The following is a 22,173-nucleotide window of genomic DNA, read 5'->3' as shown; positions in this document are numbered from 1 at the left end:
TCATATTGATTACAACATAAATAAAGGATGCCGAGCAAGCGTATTGGAGAGATAAACACTCGAAAAAAACAGGGTTAAAATTTTTTGATTTATATCACTCCAAAACCCAGTGTTTGGGTGCTTTTCTTGCTTTTTTAAAGGCTAAAAAGATTGCGAATCTAGACGTGGGTCATTGCAATTTTAGCTAGTTAACAGGATAACTAGCATTGGAGGCATTTAATCGATAAACGAATCACTATTTGAGTGGCGGAGACCCAACTCTAAAGGTTACATCTGCCTAAATTGCAATTCAACAAGCCGCTGATATAGCTCACTTGTTTCCATTAAATGTTGATGGCTTCCTATATCGATCAACTGGCCATTATCAAGCACTGCAATTTTATCGGCATGTTGAATCGTGGATAAACGATGAGCAATGATGAGCGTGGTCCGGCCTTTCATTAGCGCTTGAAGTGCTTGCTGTACATGATGTTCACTTTCGCTATCTAAAGCACTGGTTGCTTCATCTAACAATAGTATTTTAGGGTCTTTTAGTATCGCTCTAGCGATGGCAATACGTTGTCGTTGACCGCCTGATAGCCTCACGCCTCTTTCGCCTAAAAAGCTTTTATATCCTTCGGGTAGTTTCAATATGAATTCATGTGCATGGGCTTTTTTGGCCGCGTTTATGACGTCTTCATCACTCGCATCGGGGTTGCCGTAACGGATGTTGTGGAATACATCATGGCTAAATAAGGCGGGTTGCTGAGGAACTAACGCCATCTGTTTACGGAGGTCATTGGGGTCAATTTGTCTAATGTCGGTTCCCCCCAGAGTGATTGAGCCTGACTGTGGGTCGTAAAATCGTTGTATTAACTCAAACAGTGTCGTTTTTCCTGCACCTGATGGTCCTACTAATGCGAGTACTTTACCTTGTTCCGCAATAAGCGATAACAATGTCGTGGCAGGTTGATTAGGGCGAGAAGGGTAGTGGAATGTGACATTTTTAAATGTGATCTCAGCAGTGAGGCTAGCCGTTGAGATACTATGGGATTCCGGCGGGAGTATATGGCTTTTTTCTTGTAAAATTTCTACTAGCCGTTCAGTCGCGCCTGCGGCTTGTTGAAGTTGGCCAAATACTTCAGAGATGGTCGCTAGAGAAGAGCCGACTAATATGGCATAGAACACAAATGCTGCTAAATCTCCTCCCGACATTTGGCCAGAGATTACGTCACTTCCGCCTACCCAAAGCATGCCTGTAATAGCACTGAATACAATAAGGATTACCCCCGCTATTAAAGTTGCACGTTGCTTTATACGGTTTTTACCAATAGCAAAAGACTTTTCAACTTCAATAGAAAACGAACGCTTTTCTTCAACTTCACGAGTATAGCTTTGCACAGTTTTGATATGCTCAATGGCTTCACCTGCATAGCTGCCGACATCAGCCATAGAGTCTTGGCTTTTGCGGGAGAGCGCTCGTACTCGCCGGCCATACACGAGTAGTGGAATCAACACAAAAGGAACAGATGCCATAACAATCAGCGTCAATTTAATATTGGTGGCAAATAGCATGGCTAAGGCCCCCAAAAATATTAATGCGCTTCGCATAGCCATTGAAAAAGACGACCCAATAATACTTTGAAGCAGTGTGGTGTCGGTGGTGATGCGAGACATAATATCGCCGCTGCCGTGTGTTTCGAAGTAACTGGGGTGCAAGGTGATAACGTGATTAAAGACAGCAAGTCGAATATCGGCGCTGACTCGTTCGCCTAGCCACGAGACCAGATAAAACCGAAAGAATGTGCCTGTCGCAATCAGTACCGTAATACCTAAAATGAAGAAGATTGCCTCTCTGAGTTGCTCGTATGACTGCTGAGCAAACCCATCGTCTATCAGTATTCGTACACCTTGGCCTACAGACAACATGACGGTAGCGGTGAATATAAGCGCGATAAATGCAGCCATGACGGTGACTTTGTAAGGCTTAATAAATCCAATAAGTTCTAACAGAATAGTTAAACGTTTAGTGCTCTTAGTTGTTGAACTTTCAGTGCTGGCCATAGTTGGCTCAGGCGTTTGGGTATGATTGTGATCGGAGGTCATGTGCGTCCTGATGATTAAGTATGAACAGACGGGCTTAAATCAGCGGTGTTGTCGTTTTGACGCGGTCTGCTGAGTGTTATGAATATTAGCATACAGTATCGTTAGCGTTACTCAATGCTTCTTAGCAGGCATGGTTTGACCAGCATTTATTTAACAACGGGAACAGCCTATACTTTGTACCCTTGAATCCACCCAACAAGGTTGCTTTTTGGCATGCGTAGGACTGATAAAAAAATAGATAACAACGTGAGGAAAGCGCTAACGTTAGCCTGTGAAAGTGCACTAGAACGTGTAGAGGGCTTTAAGTGGCTAACACATACGGCTAAGTATGACTGCTTTCCAGGTAGTCTTTTGGTGGTGTGTGTGTTTGACACTCAAGCATCGCTTACCCAAGCCTGCGAAGAAGGGCAAGATGTGTATATGCGCAAACTCATTCAAGGATGCTTGCTTAAAATAGGCGTAAAATTTAAACACGTTCAGAAACAGGTTAAGTTTGATACCGAAGAAGCTTGTGAGCGAGAACATGATGCTAACTGGAGTGCACGCATTGCGCAGGACTCACTTCGGTTACATTAGGCGTTGCTAGGGCGTTAGAAGGTCAAACTTTAGGCAAAAAAAGCGGTACATGATGCCGAACGTTGATCATGTACCGCTATAGATTAGGGCTAAATGTAGGGGGCCCTGATATGAAACGTTGAATAAAACGACATAAACGGCCTGAAGGTTTATGTCGTATCACTCTTGATTCGATGAGTTTATATTAAGGGAGAGGGGGGCGTAGTGTAATCGTCCGTATGGCGTATTTGTGGTATCCGCCCCCCGTTATACTCATTCGGTTTTATAAACATTGTTAAAATAAATGTACTGCGCTGTTGGTCACGGTAAAATCGTTTAATGTTGCTAGCATTGACCTCAACGTAACAGCTAGTCGAGATATCAGTCGTTATCGGAACGCTGATGTGAATTCCGCTATTTAGATGGTTTGGCCGTATGATGAATAAACGTGAATCAGAGATAAAAAAACAACTCGCGAATAAGCGGCTGCTTATTACAGGGTGTACCGGTTTTTTAGGTAAAGTATTACTTGAGAAAATTATCCGTGAAGTGCCAGAGGTTGCGAGCATTACCTTGCTGATTCGCGGGAGCAGAAGCTATCCAACGGCCGAAGAGCGCTTTAAGCATGAGATCGCCTCTGCATCAATTTTTGATGCTCTGCGAGAAAAAGATTCAGCGGCATTAGACCAGATATTGAGTGAGAAAGTTCGTTGTATAACAGGTGAGATTACTGAAGAAAATTTCGGGTTGGGGTCAGTAGAATGGAATGATCTTTCTCAGCAGGTCGATATCATTATAAACTCAGCTGCCAGTGTGAATTTTAGAGAACCGCTAGACCAAGCGCTCTCGATTAATACGCTTAGCTTATTTAATTTTATCAACTTTGTAGACGCCGCAGGCAATGTACCGCTTGTTCATGTTTCGACTTGCTATGTTAATGGGTTCAATGAAGGCCAAATGGGCGAAGGCATTGTAGGCCCTACAGGTAAGCAAATTGCCAAACATAAAGATGGGTACTATGACGTTGAGTCATTGATTACTGAATTTCAACAAGCCATAGAGCAAACTAAAAAAGCAAATAATGATAAAACCAAACTAGCTGAAGAGTTGACTGAGCTTGGCGCTCGCATGGCGAACCTTTATGGCTGGAACGATGTTTACACCTTTACTAAGTGGATGGCAGAGCAAGTGCTACTTCATCATTTTAAAGGTAAAACCTTAACGATTCTTCGCCCATCAATCATCGAAAGTACCTATCAAGAACCTGTTGGTGGTTGGATCGAAGGTGTAAAAGTTGCGGATGCAATGATTATGGCGTACGCGCGGCAGAAAGTAAGTTTTTTCCCCGGTCGAAAAGATAGCTTGATGGATATTATTCCTGCGGACTTTGTATCAAACAGCATACTATACAGTGCTGCAAAATCATTTAAGGATCCAGGTGACAGCCTTATTTATCAATGCTGCAGTGGTGCTGCTAACCCGATTACTGTTCAGAAGTTGATTGATTATGTGATTGAGGAAGGGACAGAGAATTACGCACGATATGATCGTTTGTTTTATGCTAAACCTGAAAAATCGTTTAATGTCATGAATAAGTCTATGTTTCAGGCCGCGATAGGCTTGGTTGTTTTTCAGGCAAATGCTTTTTATAAAGCTAAAAAACTACTGGGTTTAAAACCTTCAAGTAAGGCAATAGATAATCTGCAGGTGGTTAAAACTCTCTCCAAAATTTATGCTTTTTACGGTGATATGAATGTTGTGTTTAATAACCATAAAATGCTGAATTTAGTAGAAGAGTTTGGTGAAGTGGATAAGGCGTTATTTCCTGTTGATGCGACACTTATTGATTGGAAACATTATATTCGCGAAGTGCATTTTGCGGGGCTGCAAAAATATGCACTAGAAGATCGAGAAGTGATCGAGTTGCGACGAAAAAAAGCGAAGGAGTTGGCTAATAACGCGGCATAGGTTTTAATTGAACTGTGCCTACTTGAATATAAATAGGGGGCATTGTACGAGCCCCGACGTACATTTAACATCGTACAAAACGCTTAAATAATGTCGATAATAAAGGCTATTATCGACATTATTTGTTCGATACTGTTATGGCTATTTAACCTTGCGAATTAGCAAAATACCACACTCAACATGGTCTGTGTAAGGGAACTGATCAAACAAGGCAAAACGCCTAATATCGTGTGTTGTTGCGAGTATTTGTAGGTTGTTACATAAGGTTTCTGGGTTGCATGAAATATAGATGATATTGTCATATTTCTGAACCTGCTTAACGGACTCATCATCAAGCCCTGCTCTAGGTGGGTCCACTAAAACGGTATCAAATTGGTACTCGTTGAGTTCGATACCTTCTAGGCGACGAAATTCCCGTTCACCTTGTAGCGCTTGTACAAACTCTTCGCTAGATAAGCGTGCAATAATCAGGTTATCAATGTTATTTTCTTGAATATTATATTGAGCAGCATTGACTGATGTTTTAGATATTTCTGTGGCTAGAATTTTTCGGTAATGTCCTGCGAGTGCAATTGAGAAGTTTCCGTTTCCGCAATAAAGCTCCACTAAATCAGAATCTTTATTCGGGTTGGCGATGTCTGAACATGATTGAGCCCAGCTCAGCATGGTTTGGTTCATTTTACCATTAGGCTGAGTAAAGCCGCCTTCGATTTGTTTGTACTTATACTGCTGCTCATTAACGGTTAGCGTTTCAATGACATAGTCTCTATCCAGAACAACTTTTTGCTTTCTGGCTCGTCCAATAATCGACACGCCGAGCTTTTCTTGAAGGGATAGTGCAAGCGATTTCCAGTTATCATCCAGTTGACGGTGATAGATTAAAGTAATCAGGGCATCGCCGCTTAGGGTGGTTAAGAACTCTGCTTGGAATAAGCGGTGCTTAAGTGCGTCTGTACTATTGAGCTCTGCTAATAGGGCAGGCATTAATCGATTGATCAATTCAGAGGCAATAGGGAAGTCGACCACTTCATAAATGTTTTTATTATTGCCTTTTTCGGTCATTGCATAATGACATCGATCGCCTGTATGCCAGACTCGAAACTCAGCCCGTAGGCGGAAATGGCTAGGGTTACTAGCAAACACTTCTAGTTCAGGAACGGTAAATTCAGCAAATTTTAGTTTGATTCGGTCAGTTTTGCTTGTAAGAAGTGCAGGGTATTGGCTGGTATCGATAGTATTCATTTAGCGGGCGCTTACAAAAAGTAGAGTAAATAAGCGGGTAATTATACGCCAATTTACTCTATTCAACCGCACTATTTTTTAGGGATTAACAATTCATCTAAATCTATCTTTTTAGGTTTGTAGTGGTTGACCTTGTTATCTTCTGGATAGCCTAACGCGAGTCCGCAGACAAGTTTATAATCTTTAGGGACAGTAAAGTGCTTATCAATCGGCGAGCGCCATATACCAAGCGCACCCTGAGCGCAGGTACCCAAGCCTTTATTGGTGGCAGAAAGCATTAAAGACTGCATCAAAATACCCGCGTCAAGTAAGGCTGTATGCTGCATACCTGGGTGAATAAAAAGAAATATAGCAACGGGGGCATCAAAAAACGTAAAGTTCTTTGCCATCTGCTCGTCTCGGGCTTTTTTATCCTTTCGTGCTATGCCTAAGGTTTCATAAAGGCCCATCCCTGTGGCTATTCGACGTTCTTGAAATATGGGCGGGTACTTGCCTAGCATTGGTTTATAGTCACTATCGGGTAGCGCATCACTGGTGATTGCCGAGATAATTTTTAAGGGGAGTGGTTGCTTCTGAATTTTATTGGATTTGTGATACTTAGCGAGTAGCTCGTTGCCTAATTGCTTACAGGTGTCGCCGGTAGCCACTGCCAATTTGTAGGGTTGTGTATTTGAACTAGAGGGAGACTCGAGTGCTTCGCTCAGAATTTCATCTAATATTGCCTGGTCGACGGGTCTATCTGAGAATGCTCTAATACTTCTACGACTCTTTAATACTTCCGTAAAATCCATATATGTGTTCCGAGTTCTGACTGTGTTTTAAGGGCTTAAAACATCATAGTGTAACCTTACTAAAAGGTCGTTGACTAGCGCTCTAGCGTGTTAGAGCGGCCAATAAAGCTAGGGATAGATAGACAAGGCTTAACTAAAGTACTATATATTCACCCGCATATAGATAGAATAATGCCCCTCAGGGTATATCACAAAGGATACAGGCATGCAGTTTAAGGGAATTTTGTTTTCACGGACCCACAAAATCAGTGTATTTTTACTGGCCTCATTTATTGCCACCGCCACTTGGGCGTTTGGTTTTATGATCGGCGAGTCTCAAGTTAATGCTATGCTCGCGATGACGTTTCCCTATGAAACGCGCATGGGGGAGAACTACATCAGGTTAACCGAGCCGAAGCCTTATTTTTATGAAAAAACACAGCAAGTGGGCATCGCACTAAATATATCCCTTAAAGACGTTGCTAGTGGTCAAACCGCTAATGCAAAAACGTTAATTAAAGGCGGAATTCGATTCGATAATAAGGCTCAACAGTTACAGTTAGTGAAACCTCAAATTGCCAGTTTAGATTGGCAAGACGCTACCGCGGGGGTAAATAAAGATTTGCTTAATCAGGTAACGCAGCTGGTTGGCCAAGATTTACCCGTTATTGTTTTGCTTGATATAAAGCAGTTAACAGGGAGTGCATTCACGCCAACTTTGAGTGATATCAACGTTAAGCGTTCAGGTATTGAAGTTATATTTTAGATTTGAAACTCTGATTTTTAAAAGGGGGACTATTGTGACTCAGGTTATTATTGCTGTGGTCGTTACGCTACTCGCTGTATTTTTAGTGCGAAGATCGCTCGTTAACAAAAAACTTGCTGCTGAGAATAAAGTTAAAGGGGCTGAGTTTTTGGTGGACAATGCCAAGAAGGAGGGGGTTAAAACAACTGCTTCTGGCTTGCAATACCAAGTGTTAAATAAAGGTACAGGGGTTGTTCACCCTAAGCGAACTGACCGTGTAAAAGTACATTACCACGGCACACTCATAGATGGCACTGTGTTTGATAGCTCTGTTGCCCGCGGACAGCCGATTGATTTTGGTTTAAATCAAGTGATCAAAGGTTGGACTGAAGGGTTGCAACTGATGGTAGAAGGCGAGAAAACACGTTTATTTATTCCTAGTGAGTTAGCCTATGGCGATTCTGGCGCGGGTGCTATTGGGCCCGGCTCAGTGTTGATATTTGAAGTTAAACTATTGGGCATTAACTAAACAATTTATCATGACTTTTGGGTGTTCAACACTCAGTCTTCTCTTAATATCTGATACACTGCGCGCATAATAACTTGTGGGTAGTGTGTTATGAATTTCTTGTCTTTAGGTTTAAATAAAAAATTGGTCGCGGCCGTATCATCACTTGGCTACAGCGAGCCGACTCCTATTCAGGTCGAAGCGATTCCCGCTATTTTAAACCACCAAGATATCATGGCGAGGGCCCAGACGGGGACTGGCAAAACAGCCGCATTTGCCTTACCTATTCTTCATCAGTTAGGCGAGAATAACGCTGAACTCAATACTCAAGTTATCTCTTATCGTCCTATCCGTGCATTGGTTTTGACACCGACGCGAGAGCTCGCGCAGCAGGTTCATAGCAGTTTTGAAAACTATGGTCAGAACACATCATTGCAAGCTTGCATTGCTTATGGAGGAGTGAGTTTAAACCCGCAAATTAAGGCGCTTAAACAGGGCGCTGATATACTGGTGGCGACGCCTGGCCGATTACTTGACCTGATGTTTAAGGGGATGATTAAACTAGACCAGTTGCAGGTATTGGTGTTCGATGAAGCTGACCGTATGTTAGATATGGGGTTTAGTGATGAAATTAACCGTATCCTGAAGCATGTGCCGTCTAATCGACAAACATTGCTCTTTTCGGCCACGTTTGACCAAGCCATTTTTGATCTTAGTAAAACGCTTTTACAGTCGCCTACGTTAATTGAAGTCGATAGTCGTAATACGGCTGCGCAACAGGTCGAGCAAGTTGTTTATGCCGTTGATGCAGACCGAAAGCGCGAGCTGGTATCACACCTGATTGGTTCAAAAAATTGGCATCAGGTACTGATATTTACTCGGACAAAGCAAGGTGCAGACGAGCTAGTTCGAGAAATGTGCAAAGATGGCATTAAGACGCAATCAATCCATGGTGACAAATCCCAAGGTGCGCGTGAGCGAGCGCTAGAAGAATTTAAGCAAGGGAAAACCCGAGCACTGGTGGCAACAGATGTAGCCGCAAGAGGACTGGATATTGAGCAGCTAAAGTTTGTGATTAATTATGAGTTGCCGTATATACCTGAAGACTATATTCACCGGGTAGGGCGTACCGGTAGGGCGGGGTCGTCAGGTTTGGCAATCTCATTGTTAAGCCCAGATGAAAACTGGCTGCTAGAAGAAATTGAAGCCATTTTAGATGCACGTTTGCCGCAGCAATGGTTACCAGGCTACGAGCCAGATTTAACTAAGGAAGTGACGGTCTCGCGCAAAAACACTCGCACAGCTCAAAAGCGTCGCGCCAAAGACAGAGCATTTGGGAAAAAGACATCTAATCGACGACGTTAACGTTTATATGTTGGCACTAGGTTGTCGTGTTGTTTTTCTGAAAAGCGCTTTGCGTCGCAGTGTTATCCTTATTGATCTTTTACTATGACTGTTTCTACTGGTTTAGGCTCCATTGATAATAAGAAACGATAAGGACGTATTGATGCTTAATCTTCTTAAGTTACCGTTGGCTGTAGGGGTAATGTCGACCATGACGGCGTGCGGAATGTTTCAGCCAAAAGCCCCTGATGTCGATCGCCCTTATTCAGGTTTTATGAGTGACTACCAGCCTTTGAATAGTGTTGAGGTTGAAGAGCGAGAGTTTATCGCGTCTAAAGCTTGGATTGCGCCAGGTGCAAATCTTAGATCATATAAAACTATGATCGTTGACCCCATAAAGCTGGATGCGACAATTCAGCAAAATCTTCAGGTCACTCGCGACACTATGGATGCCATTAGGGCCTATATGACTGAAGCGCTGACACATAAGTTAGAAGAATATTATCAAGTGTCGGAGCAGGCGAGCGGTCGAACGTTAAGAGCCAAAGTAGCGATCACGGGGTTAGAAACACGAGATGAACCGCTGCGTTTTTATGAATATTGGCCAACAGCAATGGCGTTTACTGGAATGACCAAGTTAATCGGTATAAGAGATGAAGATATATTGTTATTTGTTGAGGCTGAATTTGTTGATGCAGATAGCAGAGCTGTTGTTGCTAAAACAATGGTGGGAATGGTTGGCCATGAACGGCTTGAAAACGAATGGGAGGCGGTGTCGCTAAATAAACTTACAACATCTATTGATCAATGGATTGAGCAACAAGTGGTATCGCTTAAGCAGGTTTCCGACAAAAACTATATAGTGAGCCATTCACCTGTTGACGAAGAGCTTATTACGGCTGAATAACGCTTATTGGGGCTCGGCTACAGACTAGATAAAAAAATGCCCAACTAAGCGCTGGGCATTTAAATTGATGCTAAATCATGCTTGCTTGCGACTACGGCGGCTAGCAAGACCTAGTAAACCTAGACCAAACAGCGCTAAAGATGCAGGCTCAGGCACTGACGCAGCTTTCAAACTTACATTATCGATGAACCCGCCTAACGTATTCTCGTTACCTGTTGCAGAGAAGGTAAGTGTCATTTCTGCAGCGGTTGCGGTGAGGAACCCTGTAACCAATGTCCAAGGCATTGGCGCAGTGCCATCAACATTAAAGGCATAAGTGAAAGGAGATAGGTCTGGAGACTCTCCCCAGCTAACGTTGATGCCGTTATCGTTAGTTGATGCGGTACGTGCTTTATACCAGAAGTCTAACTGATACGTTTGGCCGATAGTTAACCCAAATAAGTCCTGAGACATTGAGCTGTTACTGCTGCCATGATGGCTATCTAGCTCAACGTACTGACTTCCATCTTGAGCAGACGTGACGACATTTTTTTGAATTTCAATGCCTGAACCGTCTGATGTATACCAACCATCAATTGTGCTAAATACGCCCCATTGACCGTTATTTAAGCCTTGATCTGACTCAAAGCTACCATTTGTGATAAGGCTAGCGTTAGCCGAAGCTGCTAAAAGACTGCTCGCAACAATGATACTTTTTATTGTGTTTTTCATATTATTCTACTCTCATGGAATACAAATGCTATCTGCGCATTAATGCGTCATTTGTAATACTAAAAGCTATAAATGTGCCAATCATAAAAAAACTTTATAAAACAATACTAAAGCTAGTTTATAGCATGCGTTAAAAGACAGAAGTGTAATAAAATTCGACATCTTAAGTTCTATGTGTAAGTTATAGTAGTGTAGATTTTTAGAGTGTAAAGTTATTCTCCTTTTACAAAGATGTGACTCCCACTAGCGGAGCTGTGTACGTCTATACGTAGAGCCATCTGGTCACGTAATTCACTAACGTGAGAAATAATACCAATCATCCTGCCACTACTTTGAAGGTCAATTAGCGTTTTTATCGCGAGGTCGAGAGACTCTTGATCTAGGCTGCCAAACCCTTCATCAATAAATAGCGTTTCTAGTTTAATTCCGCCTGCATAGGCTTGTACAACATCAGAAAGACCTAAAGCAAGGGAAAGCGCCGCCATAAATGATTCGCCCCCCGAGAGCGTGGCCACTGACCTTGTTTTGCCGGTGTAGGCGTCTTCAACTTCTAGCTCTAATCCAGACGCTTTATTGCCTTTTGCCCGCTCTTCTTTTCGTATTAATAAGTATCGACCCTTGCTCATGTTATTGAGCCTGTGGGAAGCCTCAATGAGAACGTCATCTAACAGCACGCTTAAAACAAAACGCTGTAAGCTGATCTTGTTGCCTGTTTGACCGTTAGCAACATCGCTGAGTGTGCCGTAAACCTTATACTCGGATTCTAATGCATGGTTAGATTGATGCGCCTGATCTAATTTAATCAGCACGTCAGTGAGTTGACGGTGACGGTTATCTATATTCTTCCAGCTTTCTAGCGATTGCGCTGAGGTTGCTTTAAGTTGACTTTTCTCGGCTTCTAGCGCTTCCATGTTGGGCGTTTTTTGTTGATCTAGTTGCTGTTGTTGCTGCTCCAATGTGGCTTTGCAACCACTGAGTTGATGGCTGTACTGTTCTATTTCACTTAATAATTGTTGTTGCTCAGATTCAGTTTTTTGTGCATTAATAAAATCATCTTCGTCTTTAAATGCGCTTTGACTGAGTGCTGTTGTCCAGTTTTTATGTGCTTCAGCCAGTGCTTGGTCAATTGCTTTTTTCTGTATTTGCTGTTGTTCGCTGATTACCTGTGACTGCGTGACTTTTTCTTGATTGGCATTAAAGGTTGCTAATGCGTGGTCATAGGTCATAGTAATTGACTTAATCTGCGCATCTAATTGCTCTATTTGATGCGTCAGCGTTCCTGTCACTCTGTACTCTTCAGGAAGCGCTTGTTGAATATGCAGTTGATTTTGTGCTGCTATGGTCTGCTCTTGCTGTGCTTTCTGTAAAGATAGTCTGGCTACTTCGATCTGTTGCTCTAATTGTGATCGCTGTAATGTTAAGGCTTGAAGTTCCATTTCAAGTTGGGTTTGTTCTTTTTGTTGCAACTGAAACGTTTCGACTTCGTCGTTGAGCTTTCGCCAGTCAGCACGAAGTTGATGCGTCGGGTGATGCTGGTTTTCACCTAGCTCTTGTTGCTGTTCAATAATTAAGGCTTCGATATTTTGTTGCTGTGTTGATGTTTGTGTAACGTCGTTTTGGGCGCTGGTTAATTGTTGTTGTAGTGTTGTTTGAATAGCTCTTGCGGCTTCAATCCCTTGCTTGGTGACAGGGCTTGCTTGACCAAGCGTGTTGGCCGGTGTGGGGTGTTCTTGGCTACCGCAGACAGGGCAGGGCTGCCCCTGTTTTAACTCAGCCGCCAAAATAGCGGCTTGGCTACTGTGCCATGTAAATTCTAACTGTTTAACCTGATTGACTTGAGCGTCAAACTTGGCTCTGCAGGTGTTAAGGTGTTCTTCTCGTATGATACGCGTTTGCTGAAGTGCTTTTTGTTCTTCAAATCGTTTATCTAAATTAGCGCGTTGCTGACCTAATATCAGCAGACCATCTAATTGACGTTGTTTTTCAGGTAAAACCGCAGAAGCTGCCTTTAAGGTGTTGATGCGATTTTCAGAAGCACTAATGCGGGTAATGAGTTGTTTTAGCTGTGTTTGCTGGTTCTCAAACGCAGCGCTGGCAGTCTCAAGTGCCGTTTGTGTTGTTTGGCTTTGTTTTATTGCTTCGGCTAGCTGGTTAATTTTAGGCTCTAGCTTACGTAAGTCGGCAAGCTGTTCTTTTAATACATCGAGAGACTGGTTATTTTTCTCTGCTTGATCGAGTACAGACTGGGCTTGAGCTAATGCGTTTTGGTGCTGACTCAGATTTTGTTCAGTTGTTTTTATGTCTTTGTCTAACTGCGCCTGGGTTAGAATTGATTTGCTCAGTGTCGCTTTTAAGTGCTCAATTTTTTGTGCCGTCTGAGCACGGGTCAATAGGTGCTTTTGAGCATCTATGTGGACTTTTTTGGCGTTGAGGTTATCAAGGGCTTTTTGAGTAGTATCTAGCGCTAAAAAGGCTTTGGTCAGTATCTTTCCCGCCTCTAATGCTTTTTCTGCTTTCGCGAGCGCCTCAACGGTCTGATTTTTATGTTGTGTCGCAGATTCCAATTGTGGTGTAAGCGCAGTAAGTTGTTCTTGAACTTCTGCTTCAGTATTTAGGTCTGCCCCTTGAAGTATGCCTTTAATTTGGTTTTGTAGGTTTTCTACCTCTTTACGTATGGAGGCGGCCTTGGTTTTAAGGGTGTCTTCAATGCGCTTATAAATTTGGGTTTGAAAAAGCTTACTGAATATTGCTTCTCGTTGGCTTGAGTCTGCCATTAAGAAGTCTCTGAACTTCCCTTGTGGGAGCACCATGACTTGTCTGAATTGTTCTACGTTAAGGCCGGTTAGTGCTTCTATGGTTTGGGTGGCTTCTTGTGCTTTTTGCGGGACTAAAAGCTGGTCGCCCTCAGGCTTTAATTGCCATATTTGTGCTTCTGTTTGGTGGGGGGTGGTCCCTTCGCCTCTAGATTTTGGGCGCTCTTGTGTCGGCGCACGACGCACTCGGTAGTGTTGCTCGCCGAGTGAAAAGTCTAAGGTTATCTCTGTAAGCAGGTCGGGTGCGGCATGGTCACAGCGCATATGCGAAGGGTCGCGCTCTTTCCCTGTTGTTTGGCCATACAAAGCAAAGCAGATCGCATCGAGAATGGAGCTTTTTCCCGCGCCTGTTGGCCCATTGATCAAAAAAAGCGGGTTGTCGCCCAAGCTCGTAAAGTCAATCTCTTCTTTTTTAGCGAAAGGGCCAAAGGCTTGAATGAGTAGTTTATTCGGTCTCATTGCTTCTCCTCCTGTTTATGAAGGCTATCAATGACCGCTTCTAGTGCACTATATTGTTCTGCTGATAAGCTATTGCCGGATACCTGATCAAAAAAGTCCTGAAACATCTCCAGTTCACCCCGTTTCAGCTTTTCTCGATTCATTGCTTTTCTCTCACCCACGGCCATGATGCCCGGCTTTTCAAGGTGTAATACATTGGGGTAAACAGTTCGTAGTTTACCCATCGCGTCCAAAATGGCGTGGGTATCTGTCAGCCTGATCATGACATAGTCATCACTATCGGGGTCTGTTTTCCCGTTATCGATGATATCGGTAAGCGCTCCTTCAATGACTCTCATATCTCTGAGTGGTTTGAGAGGAAGTGGTGTTATGTGAGCTTTGCCGTTATCGTCAAGCTCCACGAGGGTGACGCCTTTTTTCTGGTGTTGTTCAGAGAAACTGTATTTGAGGATTGATCCCGAATAACGAATATAGGGTTCGCCTCTGTATTGAGGGCTATGTAAATGACCGAGTGCCACGTAATTAAAATCGGTCATGGGAGTATAGGAGACTCGATCTGCGCCACCAATAGAAAGTGGCCTTTCTGATTCCGACTCTTCAGCGCCATCAACAAAGCAGTGGCTTAGTAGGACATTGACTGAGTTCTCAGATTTGTTGGCCTCTGTTGCGGGTGAAGGTAAGGGGATCGACTGTTTTATAGTATCAACCAATAATGAATGGGCTTCATCGTGGTTACGGACAGGTGTGTCGTAGTGATGGCGCACTTGTTCTGGGTCGTGATAAGGAATGCCGTAAAAATTGACTAAGAGTCCTGACTTACTCTTTATGACGACAGGGTCAGTAATGGCATTAATATCACCAATGATATGTAATCCTGCCTGTTTTAATTGCCTAGCGCCAAAACGTAGGCGCTCGGCGCTATCATGATTACCTGAAATAATGATGACAGGCACGTTCATTTCATTACAGACTTGATTAAGCACCTCATCTAATAAATCTACCGCCGCTGCAGGGGGAATAGATCGATCATAGATATCCCCAGCGATGACCAATACGTCGGCATTCTCTGATTGTATATAATCTATTATTTGCGAGAGTACATGACGCTGATCTTCAAGCAGTGAAACATTATGAAACTGCCGGCCGATATGCCAATCAGAGGTGTGGATGAATTTCATGGGTGCTGATCTAACCTGTGTCTAGGATAATAACGGGGTATTAATAGTTACATATTAAGCGATTAATGAGGGTAACATTTTGATTGGTTTTGCCCAATTAAATAATGAGCGCACGTTTCTATTTAAAATGGGGTGAATTTATAATCTTTGATTTATTAATAAGCTGAATAGAACCCAATGATAAAAACTTGCTAACATGACTGTATTTATCGACGCGTGTTAATGGCAGATTAAAGCAGAGTGAAGGATTAGATGACGCAAGAGCAAAAGAATATAGCCGTTGTAGGGAGTGGTATTGCAGGCCTCAGTGTTGCTTGGTTGTTGGGTAGAAAACATCATGTGACGTTATTTGAACGCCATGATGCTCCGGGCATGGGGGCGTTTAACCTCAGTTTTAAAGATGGGGAAATTGAAGAGCGAATTGATGTCCCTTTACGCGCTTTTAATACCTGCTACTACAAAAACCTAGTCGCGTTTTATCAAGAGATGGGCGTTGAAATACAGCGAACAGACCACTCAGCGTCTTACTCGTCTGATAGTAATAAAAGTGTTTATTTTGGTTATCGCTACGTTGAGTTGGGTAAACGCGCGTTTCCTGTTTTTGCCGGTTTAAGTAAGGTGAACTTGAAATCCGTGAGAATCGCGAGAGATGCGGCCCGCTTTTTGGTCTTTGCCAAACGAGATCGCAAAAAAGGCCTAACCGAAGGCTTAACTATCGAGCATTACCTCCGCGCCAATCAATACTCCTCAGCGTTTATTGACGACGTCATCTTGCCATCTTTTGCGGCGATATGTACCTGTTCATATGCTGCAGTAAAACAATATCCCGCTGAAATTATTATCGACTTTTTAGCCAATGGAATGCTGTTTAACGGCATTTGGCGAGCTAAGCGGGGCGCTGAAGATGCTATTCATCGAATGCTTGAAAACTGTAACACGTTACACTGCAATGCAGAGGTTGAGAGTATCAGCAAGCAGAATGAGCATGTAAAAATAGTGGAAGCAAATGGGCGCGAGCACGTGTTTGATCATGTGGTTATCGCGGTGCAGGCCAATCAAGCAGTGAAAATGATTTCGGGTGATGAGTCAGCTGCTAAAAAACTGCTAAGTAAGGTGCCTTACGAACGAAGTGAAGTAGTCGTGCATGGTGATACCGCATTAATACCCAATAAAGACAGTGATCGAGCCCCTGTTAATTTTTTGCTAGATCAAAAACAAAGCAAACCGATGGCGAGTATCTGGTTAAATAAAATTTACCCCTCTCTCGCAACCGCGGCCCCATTGTTCCAGACCTGGAACCCATTGCTGGAACCTAAAAAAGAGACGGTTCTAGGGCGGTCACACTTTGAACGGCCCACGGTGAACCTTGAAAGTCTTGCTGCCATCAAATCCCTTAACTTGCTTCAAAAAGAAAACGACCGCCAAATCTGGTATTGCGGTTCGTATGCGATGCCAGGAATCCCATTGCTTGAGAGTGCGGTTCAGTCGGCGATGGGTATTTCTGAACAGTTGGGGTGCGATGTGCCGTGGAAACGCTAGAAGGTCACTCTTCAAGAGCAACCTGAAACTCTAAACACCTCTTCTCGCTGTCATTTATTGAATAGCTATCCTTTATGGGTGAAGGGGAACATTTGTTGTTTGAGGAGACCGTCGGGTACGTAATCGCCTTTAACGCCATACCCCTTAGGCCATTCCTCCTGTCCTTTTACTGCTGAGCCAAATAGATAATCAATAAATGAAAAATGGGCTGCATAGTTCTTATCAATACCTGCTTCATCTGATGCATGATGCCAATGATGAAACTGAGGTGTTACAAAGATGTATTTCAGCCAGCCAAAGTTAATCTGTACATTTGCATGATTAAACACTGCTTGGAATCCTACTATAACGACATAGGCGTTGATGACATTCTTCTCGAAGCCTAACAGAAAGATGGGCGTTAAAACGAAAGAACGTGTGATTAATAACTCTATAATATGTTGGCGAGATCCTGCCAGCCAGTCCATATGCTTTACACTATGATGTACGGCATGTAACCGCCAGAATAAAGGAACTTCATGGTAAATTCGGTGTGTTGCGTATTGCGCTAAATCTGCAACTAGAATGACAACAAATAACTGAATAACAAAAGGCAGAGAGGTAATGATCGCCTGTGTATCTTCATTTACAGCCCAGCCAAAAAAACGATTTACAAACTGGTTTGCTACCAATAAAGCAAAACCTATAAGCAAATGGTTTAGAAAAAAATGGTCAAGGTCTGTTTTCCACTGCGGGCGTAAAACGGGTTGGTCTCTAAATGGTAATAGTTTTTCTATTATTATAAATATAAGCGTGGAGCCTAATAAGTCCAAAATAAACCAGTCCAGCCCCAAATACGGCGTGTTGTCCGGGAAATCTCCAACTTCAACTCGATGGCCACCTAATGCGATGCAGGTAAATACGACAATAAGTGAAAATATACCTAACCGTTTTCGCTTATTTCTCACAACATTGAGCAAACCTAACGTGCCTGAGATCAGTAGAGCAACAAACATAATCGATCGAATAATAGCTACATCATAAGACTGCCGTAATTCTGGGGTTGTTAGGTATTCAGGAAAATGGAACGCTAAAACGCCTAAGAGGGAAAGTACTGATAAAAAGCTAGCAATTGACCCACTCAATACACCTTCACCGACTCGAACTTCACGAGCCCTAAATATCCTTTTTAACATTGATGCAGATCCTTAGTCTTTAAAATAGAAAGCTGTGCGTCCAGCTAATGCGGACAATGATGAATATACCGATGACGGAGCAAGATGGGAACAGTTTAAGCCATTTAGACTAGGCTGGGCAGAAGTAAAGCGCTCAGATTGGTTAGTATTTAGGAATGTCGGTTATTTTTACATTTTCTGAGTTGAGAAAAACCTATGCTCGTATTTAAAACTTAAAAAAGCCATTAAAAACAAAAGAATATATTTTTAATTTGTTAATGGCTTACTTTTTGCTTGTAAACTTGTTGTTCATGAATTTACTTCTACTGTGATAGGTTTCACATCGGGGTTGTGAGCAGAATCACTATAGGTTGCTTATAGCGAATTCAATAGTGTACTTAATAAAAGTTTAAAGGGAGCTTTGCTATGAAAAAATTATTTAGTGCTGCAACGGTAGCACTTACACTAGGTTTATCAACTTCGGCATTTGCTGATTCAATCGACCCTGTCAGCTATTCTGATACATTGAGTGTTGGCGAAAGCGTAACGATTACTAAAACAGTGATTGTCAACGATGAGGCGCCTTCTACAGGTCTTATCGATGTTATGTTTTTAATGGATACCTCTGGCAGCATGGGGAGTGAGATTAACCAAGCAAAAGCCGCTATTGGCGATATCATTTCAGGTTTGGGTGCGTTTGGTGATGTTGCGACAGGTGTTGGTTATTTTTCTGACCCTGGCTCTGCAGGTGTTCTGTCTGACCTTTCTACTACTTCTACCGATACGGCTTCGGCTTTATCAAGCATTAGCTTGTGCGATGGTGGTTGTGGCGGAGACTTCCCTGAAGAAGGTATTTTTGCAACTTATGATGCGGCTACTAATGCATCATGGCGTCCAGGTTCAACGCGTTTTATCATTGCATTGAGCGATGCAAACTTTAAAGAGTCGGACGGTGTTACTTTAGCTGACACTAAAACTGCTTTGAATGACGAGGATATTACATTCATTGGTATTAATTACGGTAGCCTCTATTCCGGTATGAATAGTACTTCATCGGGTGGTATTGCAGCTTCTGAATTGTCTGATGCAACGGGTGGAAGTATTATACAGTCAAGTGGTTTAGATACTGCAGATTTGGTTGATGATATTACTGACGGGGTTACAGCTGCTTTTGAAAATTATTCTGAAGTGTCTGTAGGCGATTTAGGCGCAGGTCTACCAGGTGTAGATGTAAGTGTTACATGTTTAACGGCTGATACTGGAACTTGTGTAGGTGATACAGCAGTAGGTGACTTTGATCGTGAGTTAACTCGTACCTTTACTTATGAAGTAACGTTCACAGCACTTGAAGAAGGTGTTCATGCTTTTGATACTTGTGCATTAGTTGATGGAGGTTGTGTAGCGACTGAAGCAGATACCATTACAGTTCGTGGTGCGACAGCAAGTGTTTCTGAGCCAGGTACTTTAGCATTAATGTTGATGGGGTTTGCTGGTTTAGGTTTAGCTCGTCGTCGTACAGCTAAAAGCTAAGTTGTTTTGTCGCCTTTTCTATTAGGTGGCAGTGCTTGCTTAAGTGTTTTAGTGACGAACAAAGAAAAACAGCAGCCCAAGGGCTGCTGTTTTTTTATTTGCTGTTTACCTATACTGTTTAGCTCTACCCCATGTCCCCGATTATGTGGACCTCAAAGCATGAGAAATATGTATATGTTATTTTTTAAATACCGCCCGAACCAGGATGTGAGTGACGGATTTACTTCTGTAGCATTGCGTCTATTTATTATTGTTTGTTTATCCCTGCCGCTCACTACAGTGCAGGCACTTCCCATATTCAAAGCTGATAATAGTTTTGCTGAATACTCAGATCGATCAAGCACTAACGAGTTGATTGTGCTAAAAGGCCGAGAGGGCGCCGGCGAATTTAAAGATGTTAATCATTTATTACAGCAAAAGCGTTACGATTTGCTATTAGAGAGAGCCAACAAGCTTATTAAGGCCGGTTCAAAAACAGGGCTAGCCTATGAAGTAAGAGGGGTTGCATTATTTTTGTCTCGAGACGCAGACGCAGCGATGGCCGATTTTAATCAAGCGATAAAGTTGGAACCTAATTACGCAGGGTCTATTACCAAGCTTGGTATTGTCCAAATGGAGACTGGGTTACTTGATGAGGCTGAAAAAACGTTATTAAAATCAATTGCTGTAGACCCAGAAGAGCGAACGGCTAGTCAACGTTTGGGGATGTTATATGAGTATCAACAGAAGAATGAAAAAGCGATTGAATATTACCGTCTTGGGTTAGAAGGGATGTCTCCAAATTATTTGGGCGTGTCGTTAGGTCTAGGTAAGGTGCTGAATATTGAAAAACGTTACAGGGAAACGGTTGACCTACTCGTTACGCGTATTCCTATTGTATCGACTGTAACTGAAGGGCATATCATCTTAGGGTCTGCTTATCTTGGATTAGGGGATAATAAAGCAGCGCTAAAGCGTTTTAAAAGAGCTTATCGTCTAAACCCTCAGTCACGTGAAATAGCACTTGGCATGGGAAGAGCCACAAGAGGTGTGGGTGACTTAGATGAGGCGGTAGCGGGTTTTCAAAATATGGCAGCAGCATTCCCTGACTGGTTGCCTGCACAAATGGAGTTAGCAGAAACGCTACTTCAGTTGGGGCGTTTTGATGAAGCTAATGGCGTTTTTACAAAGGCCATAGCGTTAGGTGCCAATAAGCTCGCAATAGAAAAACGAAAAGCCCAGTATTATATTAGTATCAAGAAACACGCTGAAGCCGAGCGTATATATCGTACTTTGATTAACGATAGAGCGGCAGACTCAGCTGTGTTTGCTCAGCTTTCTGAGTTACTTCAAGCGCAAGGTGAGCTTGATAAAGGTGTTGATGTACTAAAACAGGGAATGAAAGCGCTTCCTGATAATCAGTATCTACAATTTAGATACGGAGCATATTTAGCATCATTGCGTGACTATAAAGAAGCGGTTGTTGTGTTTCAGGCATTAAGGGATAAAGCGCCGAGTGACCCCATGGTATTAAATGCGCTTAGCTTGGCACAGTCTAAAGCTGGAGATACGGCAGGTGCAGTTAAGACAGCGGAACATTTATATGAGTTGTTTCCTGGTGGTTCAAGAGAGGGTGTGTTTTATGCGTCTAGGTTGGAAGCGGACGGGCAAGTTGAAAAGGCTGAAAAAATATACAGAGGCGTATTAGAAAGTACGCCTGATAATGTCGTCGTCTTGAATAACTTAGCTAATATCTTAGCTCAAAAAGCAGAGTATAAAGAAGCTGAATTATTGGCACGAAAAGCCAACCAGGTTGTGTCTGAGAATGGAAACTTGATGGATACGCTGGGTTGGATTCTTTATCAGCAAAAACGATATAAAGAGGCAGTAGACGTTCTTGTTGCGGCAAGTAAAGTCGCACCAAATGTAGCGGTTATTCATTACCATGCAGGTAAGGCACTGGCGGCTTCCGGTCAAAAAGATAAGGCCGAGATTGCATTTTCAGCTGCACTGAAACTGGACAATAAAGCGTCTTGGGCTAGTGATGCGCAAGGCAAATAGTCCGTAATAGTTCTGTGTGCAAGCGTTGCTGAATGTCCTCGACGAAGGGTAGACCGATGTGTCTGCCCTTGTTTTTGACCTAAACGCTCGCTTTGAACGGAAGCTAAGTGTTTACTCCCACTTGAGCAATTGAAGGTTATACCAAGTGAGTATCCATCTTTATTGCTTGACCACAATAACGCCTTTTTCTGCTAGTTCGTTTCTAAATGAACTTGTCCTGAAATAGTTTACAAAAAGGTCTGTCAGCGCAGTAAGTGATGAAGAACGTACATTTAGACGATTTTCTTCTGGTACGGCGAGCACTTCAAAATAATCGAGGAAGTGGAATACGGTGCTGCGGCTTTTTGCGAAAATATAACCGTCATATTCATACTCTATGGTTGTTCCAGAAAGGTTATTAACGGCTTCCCTAATATATGGCCAAGCTTCTTCTAATGGCATGGCTAGTTCAAAGGGTTGAATGCTATGTACAAACGTGACGGCCTCTGTTGACGCGCAGTTATGAAGGGGAGGGCACCAATATAATGAACGATTGGGGTCTGATTCTTCTAACGGAAACACCATGCATCCGCTCAGTGGCAGTAGCGCCAGAGCAGAAATAAGTTTTATTATTTTCATTATAATC

At 42.8% G+C, this 22,173-nt stretch carries 17 protein-coding genes; 9 read left to right on the top strand and 8 right to left on the bottom strand.

What is annotated here, in order from left to right; all coding sequences use genetic code 11:
- Positions 1-267 precede the first annotated feature (267 nt).
- Entirely contained in the window at positions 268-2,043 is a 1,776-nt protein-coding gene (locus tag NKI27_RS15045) for an ABC transporter transmembrane domain-containing protein (protein WP_265049534.1), read from the bottom strand.
- 255 nt (positions 2,044-2,298) lie between these two features.
- Here NKI27_RS15045 and NKI27_RS15040 point away from each other — a divergent pair, with 255 nt between their 5' ends.
- Positions 2,299-2,661 (top strand): Fis family transcriptional regulator, encoded by a 363-nt coding sequence (locus NKI27_RS15040; protein ID WP_265046853.1) that lies wholly within the window; start codon positions 2,299-2,301, stop codon positions 2,659-2,661.
- A 414-nt stretch (positions 2,662-3,075) separates the two neighbouring features.
- Entirely contained in the window at positions 3,076-4,608 is a 1,533-nt protein-coding gene (locus tag NKI27_RS15035) for a fatty acyl-CoA reductase (RefSeq protein WP_265046852.1), read from the top strand.
- Between the two features lie 141 nt (positions 4,609-4,749).
- Here the strand turns inward: NKI27_RS15035 and trmA are convergent, their stop codons facing one another.
- Both trmA and NKI27_RS15025 read right to left on the bottom strand, forming a co-directional pair.
- A complete protein-coding gene (gene trmA, locus NKI27_RS15030) occupies positions 4,750-5,850 on the bottom strand; it encodes a tRNA (uridine(54)-C5)-methyltransferase TrmA (protein WP_265046851.1) in 1,101 nt (366 codons plus the stop codon).
- A 71-nt stretch (positions 5,851-5,921) separates the two neighbouring features.
- Positions 5,922-6,641 (bottom strand): nitroreductase, encoded by a 720-nt coding sequence (locus NKI27_RS15025; protein ID WP_265046850.1) that lies wholly within the window; start codon positions 6,639-6,641, stop codon positions 5,922-5,924.
- Between the two features lie 205 nt (positions 6,642-6,846).
- On the opposite strand from NKI27_RS15025, the gene NKI27_RS15020 reads away from it, so the two are divergent.
- From NKI27_RS15020 to NKI27_RS15005, 4 genes are all read left to right on the top strand, one after another.
- Entirely contained in the window at positions 6,847-7,386 is a 540-nt protein-coding gene (locus NKI27_RS15020; RefSeq protein ID WP_265046849.1) for a hypothetical protein, read from the top strand.
- 49 nt (positions 7,387-7,435) lie between these two features.
- Positions 7,436-7,894: an FKBP-type peptidyl-prolyl cis-trans isomerase gene (locus NKI27_RS15015; protein ID WP_406803166.1), complete on the top strand. Its 459-nt coding sequence runs from the start codon at positions 7,436-7,438 to the stop codon at positions 7,892-7,894.
- Between the two features lie 90 nt (positions 7,895-7,984).
- On the top strand, positions 7,985-9,238 hold the full coding sequence (locus NKI27_RS15010) for a DEAD/DEAH box helicase (protein ID WP_265046847.1): 1,254 nt from the start codon (positions 7,985-7,987) through the stop codon (positions 9,236-9,238).
- A gap of 142 nt (positions 9,239-9,380) precedes the next feature.
- Positions 9,381-10,124 (top strand): DUF3313 domain-containing protein, encoded by a 744-nt coding sequence (locus tag NKI27_RS15005; RefSeq protein WP_265046846.1) that lies wholly within the window; start codon positions 9,381-9,383, stop codon positions 10,122-10,124.
- Between the two features lie 75 nt (positions 10,125-10,199).
- Here the strand turns inward: NKI27_RS15005 and NKI27_RS15000 are convergent, their stop codons facing one another.
- The 3 genes from NKI27_RS15000 to NKI27_RS14990 form a co-directional block, all read right to left on the bottom strand.
- Positions 10,200-10,835: a PEP-CTERM sorting domain-containing protein gene (locus NKI27_RS15000; RefSeq protein ID WP_265046845.1), complete on the bottom strand. Its 636-nt coding sequence runs from the start codon at positions 10,833-10,835 to the stop codon at positions 10,200-10,202.
- A gap of 212 nt (positions 10,836-11,047) precedes the next feature.
- Positions 11,048-14,107 carry an AAA family ATPase gene (locus NKI27_RS14995; protein ID WP_265046844.1) on the bottom strand — a complete coding sequence of 1,020 codons (3,060 nt, stop codon included), beginning with the start codon at positions 14,105-14,107 and terminating at the stop codon, positions 11,048-11,050.
- Entirely contained in the window at positions 14,104-15,285 is a 1,182-nt protein-coding gene (locus NKI27_RS14990) for an exonuclease SbcCD subunit D (protein WP_265046843.1), read from the bottom strand. The genes NKI27_RS14995 and NKI27_RS14990 overlap by 4 nt, the downstream gene beginning before the upstream one ends.
- Before the next feature lie 252 nt (positions 15,286-15,537).
- Here NKI27_RS14990 and NKI27_RS14985 point away from each other — a divergent pair, with 252 nt between their 5' ends.
- Complete coding sequence (locus tag NKI27_RS14985) at positions 15,538-16,824, top strand: FAD-dependent oxidoreductase (RefSeq protein WP_265046842.1); 1,287 nt, start codon at positions 15,538-15,540, stop codon at positions 16,822-16,824.
- A gap of 65 nt (positions 16,825-16,889) precedes the next feature.
- Here the strand turns inward: NKI27_RS14985 and NKI27_RS14980 are convergent, their stop codons facing one another.
- Positions 16,890-17,999, bottom strand: a complete 1,110-nt coding sequence (locus NKI27_RS14980) for a sterol desaturase family protein (RefSeq protein ID WP_265046841.1) — start codon at positions 17,997-17,999, stop codon at positions 16,890-16,892.
- Positions 18,000-18,404: 405 nt separating this feature from the next.
- Here NKI27_RS14980 and NKI27_RS14975 point away from each other — a divergent pair, with 405 nt between their 5' ends.
- Both NKI27_RS14975 and NKI27_RS14970 read left to right on the top strand, forming a co-directional pair.
- Positions 18,405-19,508, top strand: coding sequence for a VWA domain-containing protein (locus NKI27_RS14975; RefSeq protein WP_265046840.1), 1,104 nt, complete (start codon positions 18,405-18,407; stop codon positions 19,506-19,508).
- A gap of 159 nt (positions 19,509-19,667) precedes the next feature.
- Positions 19,668-21,548 carry a tetratricopeptide repeat protein gene (locus NKI27_RS14970; RefSeq protein ID WP_265046839.1) on the top strand — a complete coding sequence of 627 codons (1,881 nt, stop codon included), beginning with the start codon at positions 19,668-19,670 and terminating at the stop codon, positions 21,546-21,548.
- Between the two features lie 159 nt (positions 21,549-21,707).
- On the opposite strand, the gene NKI27_RS14965 is transcribed toward NKI27_RS14970, so the two are convergent.
- Entirely contained in the window at positions 21,708-22,166 is a 459-nt protein-coding gene (locus NKI27_RS14965) for a DUF1499 domain-containing protein (protein ID WP_265046838.1), read from the bottom strand.
- Positions 22,167-22,173: the final 7 nt, after the last annotated feature.

It is taken from the genome of Alkalimarinus alittae (assembly GCF_026016465.1).
In the GTDB taxonomy this organism is placed as follows: Bacteria; Pseudomonadota; Gammaproteobacteria; order Pseudomonadales; family Oleiphilaceae; genus Alkalimarinus; species Alkalimarinus alittae.
The sequence above is the reverse complement of the archived record's forward strand: the minus strand, read 5'-3'. Positions and strand labels throughout refer to the sequence as shown.

Excerpts from the sequence above, each read along its gene's own strand:
- NKI27_RS14965 (WP_265046838.1), bottom strand. The coding sequence starts at position 22,166 with ATGAAAATAATAAAACTTATTTCTGCTCTGGCGCTACTGCCACTGAGC.
- NKI27_RS14990 (WP_265046843.1), bottom strand. The coding sequence starts at position 15,285 with ATGAAATTCATCCACACCTCTGATTGGCATATCGGCCGGCAGTTTCAT.
- NKI27_RS15000 (WP_265046845.1), bottom strand. The coding sequence starts at position 10,835 with ATGAAAAACACAATAAAAAGTATCATTGTTGCGAGCAGTCTTTTAGCA.
- NKI27_RS15020 (WP_265046849.1), top strand. The coding sequence starts at position 6,847 with ATGCAGTTTAAGGGAATTTTGTTTTCACGGACCCACAAAATCAGTGTA.
- NKI27_RS15035 (WP_265046852.1), top strand. The coding sequence starts at position 3,076 with ATGATGAATAAACGTGAATCAGAGATAAAAAAACAACTCGCGAATAAG.
- NKI27_RS15010 (WP_265046847.1), top strand. The coding sequence starts at position 7,985 with ATGAATTTCTTGTCTTTAGGTTTAAATAAAAAATTGGTCGCGGCCGTA.
- NKI27_RS15005 (WP_265046846.1), top strand. The coding sequence starts at position 9,381 with ATGCTTAATCTTCTTAAGTTACCGTTGGCTGTAGGGGTAATGTCGACC.
- NKI27_RS14985 (WP_265046842.1), top strand. The coding sequence starts at position 15,538 with ATGACGCAAGAGCAAAAGAATATAGCCGTTGTAGGGAGTGGTATTGCA.
- NKI27_RS14995 (WP_265046844.1), bottom strand. The coding sequence starts at position 14,107 with ATGAGACCGAATAAACTACTCATTCAAGCCTTTGGCCCTTTCGCTAAA.
- NKI27_RS15045 (WP_265049534.1), bottom strand. The coding sequence starts at position 2,043 with ATGGCCAGCACTGAAAGTTCAACAACTAAGAGCACTAAACGTTTAACT.
- trmA (WP_265046851.1), bottom strand. The coding sequence starts at position 5,850 with ATGAATACTATCGATACCAGCCAATACCCTGCACTTCTTACAAGCAAA.
- NKI27_RS14975 (WP_265046840.1), top strand. The coding sequence starts at position 18,405 with ATGAAAAAATTATTTAGTGCTGCAACGGTAGCACTTACACTAGGTTTA.
- NKI27_RS15025 (WP_265046850.1), bottom strand. The coding sequence starts at position 6,641 with ATGGATTTTACGGAAGTATTAAAGAGTCGTAGAAGTATTAGAGCATTC.
- NKI27_RS14970 (WP_265046839.1), top strand. The coding sequence starts at position 19,668 with ATGAGAAATATGTATATGTTATTTTTTAAATACCGCCCGAACCAGGAT.
- NKI27_RS15040 (WP_265046853.1), top strand. The coding sequence starts at position 2,299 with ATGCGTAGGACTGATAAAAAAATAGATAACAACGTGAGGAAAGCGCTA.
- NKI27_RS14980 (WP_265046841.1), bottom strand. The coding sequence starts at position 17,999 with ATGTTAAAAAGGATATTTAGGGCTCGTGAAGTTCGAGTCGGTGAAGGT.